General features: G+C 45.9%; 6 protein-coding genes. 2 read left to right on the top strand and 4 right to left on the bottom strand.

What is annotated here, in order from left to right; translation table 11 throughout:
• The 4 genes from V6C93_RS13930 to V6C93_RS13945 all read right to left on the bottom strand — a co-directional run.
• Positions 1-224: penicillin acylase family protein (locus V6C93_RS13930; protein ID WP_333477259.1), on the bottom strand; the 224-nt coding region annotated here is incomplete at its 3' end.
• 206 nt (positions 225-430) lie between these two features.
• Positions 431-967 carry a translation initiation factor IF-3 gene (gene infC, locus V6C93_RS13935; protein ID WP_333477260.1) on the bottom strand — a complete coding sequence of 179 codons (537 nt, stop codon included), beginning with the start codon at positions 965-967 and terminating at the stop codon, positions 431-433.
• 465 nt (positions 968-1432) lie between these two features.
• Entirely contained in the window at positions 1433-1909 is a 477-nt protein-coding gene (locus V6C93_RS13940; RefSeq protein WP_333477261.1) for a protein tyrosine phosphatase family protein, read from the bottom strand.
• Positions 1910-2065: 156 nt separating this feature from the next.
• On the bottom strand, positions 2066-2314 hold the full coding sequence (locus V6C93_RS13945; RefSeq protein ID WP_333477262.1) for a hypothetical protein: 249 nt from the start codon (positions 2312-2314) through the stop codon (positions 2066-2068).
• Between the two features lie 5 nt (positions 2315-2319).
• On the opposite strand from V6C93_RS13945, the gene V6C93_RS13950 reads away from it, so the two are divergent.
• Both V6C93_RS13950 and V6C93_RS13955 read left to right on the top strand, forming a co-directional pair.
• Positions 2320-3534 (top strand): transposase, encoded by a 1215-nt coding sequence (locus tag V6C93_RS13950; RefSeq protein WP_333477263.1) that lies wholly within the window; start codon positions 2320-2322, stop codon positions 3532-3534.
• 37 nt (positions 3535-3571) lie between these two features.
• Positions 3572-4480: a CoB--CoM heterodisulfide reductase iron-sulfur subunit B family protein gene (locus V6C93_RS13955; protein WP_333477264.1), complete on the top strand. Its 909-nt coding sequence runs from the start codon at positions 3572-3574 to the stop codon at positions 4478-4480.
• Positions 4481-4891: the final 411 nt, after the last annotated feature.

Here is a 4891-nt window from a genome sequence, read left to right on the forward strand (position 1 = left end):
TGACTCTGCATTTGTGCCCAACCAAACGCCTGGAAGAGTTCGCGATCGCTTTTTCCATAAATATGGGGTACACCCCAGGTGTCCCAGAGAATTTCTGTGCGGTCTAAACCTGCCGCCGGATTACAAATACTCACGAATAAAGCTAGAGCTAGGCACAATAGGAAGGGAAAAATCCATAATAAGCGTTGTCTAAAACGATTAGAGCGTCTTGAAGCAAACGTCATGCAGAAATCACCCAAAAGGTATGAATTGTGAACAATTCAAGGATGAACATACCCAGACTTTTCCATCCTTCATCCTTGATCAATTCTTACTCCCTACCCAATAGTAGTAGGGTGCGTTAGCCGTAGCGTAACGCACCCTACAATCAACGATAGTAAATTGCCAAGAACGTCCCATTCTTTCTAAGGGAATGGAAGTATGACAAAATCTACCGCTTTTTCTTTGAGGTTTTAGGGGAAAGGAGCATCGTCATTCTGTTCCCTTCTCGCTTGGGTGGTTGCTCAAGATCTGCGACTTCCTGCAAATCTACAGACATCTGCTTGAGTCGCGCTTCAGCTAGGTCAATGTGTTGTATCTCCCGTCCTTTGAGCAAAATGGTGGTTTTGACTTTATCCCCGCCCTTAAGAAAACGTTCAGATTGAGCGACACGCACTTGGTAGTCGTGTTCTGCGATGTTATAACTCATCTTCACTTCTTTAAGAACCGTGGGTCGCGACTTTCCAATTTTTTTGGACTGTTGATACTTCCATTTGTCATAGTCCATCACTCGGCAAACGGGTAACTCCTTGTTGTCACCAACCAGCACAAGATCCATTTCTTTCTCTTGTGCGAGCTGCAAGGCGTCCCTAGGAGCCATAATCCCTAGTTGGGCACCGTCAGTATCAATGACCCGAATTTGCGGAAAGCGAATTTGTTCGTTGATCAGGGGTAGGTTGCGATTAGCTGTTTTTTGTTCGACAGGCATGAATGACTGCAAGAACTTAAGTTTAGGAATTGAGGAATTGAGCAAGTTCTAAGCGGCTGTGCATTTAAGTGGCCTACTTGATAATCCGAAACGCTCTGCTAGCTTAGCTGTACTGACTTTAAGTAGCCAAATTAAAGGGTTAGCAGCTTATGACTAATTTTATTATATTCTTCTAGTCTCCTGTGTCCACAGCATACATTTTTTAGCATTGTGAGGCTGCATCTGACTCGGTAATCCTGGAATGCCTGAATAAACGTCTTTTTTTAGCTGTTAGAGTTTAAAAGGGCGAGATCGTAACACGCCAACTGTGCTAGCCAGCGCTTAGTCAGAAGGGATAGGATGGACATCCCCCACCTCTGGATGTCGAAAGAGGTGCTGGTATAGCAGTCGCCAAGGCGATTAGGACAAAGCAAAATACTGAAACCTTGATCGGTCAATCTTTTCCCTTCTGCCTTCTGTCCTCACTCAAGCTCCGGTCTGCCTTTTGGTATAATGCTCTACTGTCTGCTGGATAAACGCCTGCCAGGTATCATTGGGAGTCCAAATTTTCTCTAAATCGCTTTTGGCTTGCTGGTCACTCATCCCTTGGTGAATTAGGCGATAAAGATACATGAACGCCGAGACTCTCATATTAGCCGCACAATGGACGAATACAGGTTGAGTTGCGCTCGCTTCCATGACTCTAAAAAAACGGGCAACGTCCTCAAGCGTAGGGTTTTCCCAATCCACAGGAATAGAGGCGTACCGCATTCCCAGAGATTCGACAATGGCTTGCTCGTTAAGTAAAGCCTTAGGGGAGTCTGGACGTGCAAGATTAACAACCACTTGGTACTCGGCTTCTTTAATGAGCGAGAATTGCCCTTCAGTGGGTTGTCCCCCTGTTGCTACAAAGTCTGATAGCTTCAGATAGTTGTAAATCTCTTCAATTCGATTGGTATTCACTTGTCTGTTTATGAGTTATCAAGTTGGCACGGGAACTTTAGCAACTGTAGATAATGTAGTAATAAATAATCAGCAATTTTTCCTAACTTCTGACGCGCTTGCTCATTATCACCCCCATCTGCCAAAGTAAAATTCGATTATTCCCAGAATCAGCCACTACCCCTGTATCACCACAAACCTCTGATTTAAGTTATAAGAGATTGGGGTATGCATCCAGTGCCATGCCTCCTCACCTGCCACAAATGTCCAGAGTTTTAAAAAATCAGGAGTTATCGAGCCGTAAGCCGCCCATATCCCTGAAGATGGAAGGATCACCTCAGATTGACCGAAACTAATGGGATTCAAGCCCCGCCCTTCCAGGGCGGCTTTGTTCATGATAAAGTGTTGCCGTAGGTCGTGTTCCACGTCAAATGAGAGTCCTAGAGTTTAAGGCTAAAGGAAAAACAACTCAATACAGTGCTATCGATGAGGCGATTAAAACCGCTCAGTTTGTCCGCAACAAGTGCATCCGTTATTGGATGGACAACCGAGGTGTAGGACAAAAAGAGCTGTATCGCCACAACACAGCACTGAGAGCTGAATTTCCGTTTGTTAAAACCTTAAACTCTCACGCTTGCCAAGTTGCCGTTGAAAGAGCATATACCTCAATTGCTCGGTTTTACGATAACTGTAGGAAGTCTATTGCAGGAAACAAAGGCTACCCAAAGTTCAAGAAAAACTGTCGCTCAGTGGAGTACAAAACTTCTGGGTGGACACTTTCTTCAGATCGGAGATCAATCAATTTCATCGACAAGAAAGGGATTGGCAAGCTCAAACTCAAAGGAACGTTGGATTTAAACTTCTACCCATTAGAGCAGATAAAACGGGTTAGGCTAGTGCGTCGGGCTGATGGCTACTATGTTCAGTTCCTAATTAGGATCCAGAACAAAGTAGTAGACATGGAGCCAACAGGCAAGATTGTTGGACTAGACGTGGGAATTAAAGACTTCTACACGGATAGCAATGGTCACGCCGAGCCTAACCCGAAGTTTTATCGAACTGGCTCCAAACGGCTGAAGTTTCGTCAACGTCGTGTTTCTCGTAAAAAGAAAGGCTCTGTCAATCGCAAGAAAGCCATTAATAGCGTCGGGCGAGTACACCTCAAAATAAGTAGGCAACGTGAAGAACACGCTAAGAGAATGGCGCGTTGCGTAATCCAATCTAACGATTTGGTCGCCTATGAAGACTTGAGGATTAAGAACTTAGTCAGGAATCATTGTCTCGCCAAGTCTATTAATGATGCAGGTTGGTATCAGTTCAGAAAATGGCTAGAGTATTTCGGGGTTAAGTTTGGCAAGGTAACTATTGCAGTCAACCCTGCCTACACATCTCAGCAATGCTCTAACTGCGGCATTCATGTCAAGAAGTCTCTATCTGTGAGAACTCACGCTTGTCAGTGTGGGTTCCTACTAGATCGGGATTGGAATGCTGCAATCAATATTCTGAAGTTAGCCTTAAGTACCATAGGGCATATGGGAACTTGGGTCAAAGACCCGAACGCTTCGGGAGATTCGACCTCTACTGTGATTGGAGCAATCCTGTCACAGCAAGTTGGGTCTATGAACGAAGAATCCTCGCACTTATAGGGCGAGGAGTGTCAAAGAGCTTATTACATTAATGGCTATGGCATCTAGCACTCTAAAATACGCTTACTTTCCCGGCTGTGTCGCTCAAGGAGCCTGTCGGGAGCTTTATATGTCTACCTCCGTACTGACTCAGGCACTAGGCATTGAACTGATTGAACTGAAAAAAGCCTCCTGTTGTGGTTCCGGCACTTTCAAAGAAGATTCCCAGTTACTCGAAGACACCGTTAATGCCCGTAACATTGCCCTCGCCGAGGAACTGAATCTGCCGCTTCTAACCCATTGCAGTACCTGTCAGGGGGTGATTGGTCATGTGGATGAGCGGTTAAAGGAATTCCAAGAGACAGACCCAGGCTATATTAACGAGGTTAATGGATTTCTCAAAAAAGAGGGCTGTTCTCCTTACAAAGGCAGTACCGAAGTCAAGCATTTGCTGTGGGCGTTAGTTGGGGATTACGGACTCGAAGCGCTACAAGAACGGGTTACCCGGAAGCTGAGTGGGCTCAAGTGTGCCGCGTTTTATGGCTGTTATTTGTTGAGGGGACAAACGACGATTCCCTTTGACGATCCGTTTAACCCAGAGTCGATGGAGAATTTATTTCGGGCGGTGGGGGCGACACCCGTTTATTATCGAGGTCGGACTCAGTGTTGTGGTTGGCCAATTTCTAGCTATGCCACAAAGCAAGCTTTTAAGATGGCAGGGACGCATATTCAGGAAGCCATTGATGCCGGTGCGGATTGCATGGTAACTCCTTGCCCCTTGTGCCACCTTAACCTGGATTCCCGTCAACCGGAAGTCGAAAGTGCGATCGCACAAAAACTGGGTTTGCCAGTGCTGCACTTACCTCAGTTGGTGGCTTTAGCACTGGGTATTAGCCCAAAAGAGTTGGGTTTAAGCAAGCATATTGTCTCGACACGACCCCTTTTGGAAAAATTAGGGCTTCAGTGAGACAGGTAGGCTGAATTTTCAGTTACTGTTAATGGCTAGCGAGACGCGATCGCCTCCAATCTCCCGTATCGCTGTCCCCTTGCGGGGATTAAGTAAGCGGAAAGACAACCTCATGATCAGCATAAAAAAACGGCTTACAGTTTCAGTCCCCTTGCGGGGATTAAGTAAGCGGAAAGTACCATCATTCAGGCCGACATAGAGACACTAATTTCTCGTTTCAGTCCCCTTGCGGGGATTAAGTAAGCGGAAAGTGAAAGGAGTATCGTTTGATGTAGAGAATTAAGTTTCAGCCCCCTTGCGGGGATTAAGTAAGCGGAAAGTTCGGACAGTTGCAGGTAGCTTTTAAGGATTAAAGTTTCAGTCCCCTTGCGGGGATTAAGTAAGCGGAAAGCTCTAGTCCGCGATCGCGAA

Origin of the sequence: Allocoleopsis sp., assembly GCF_036703385.1 — a bacterium.
Lineage (GTDB): Bacteria > Cyanobacteriota > Cyanobacteriia > Cyanobacteriales > Coleofasciculaceae > Allocoleopsis.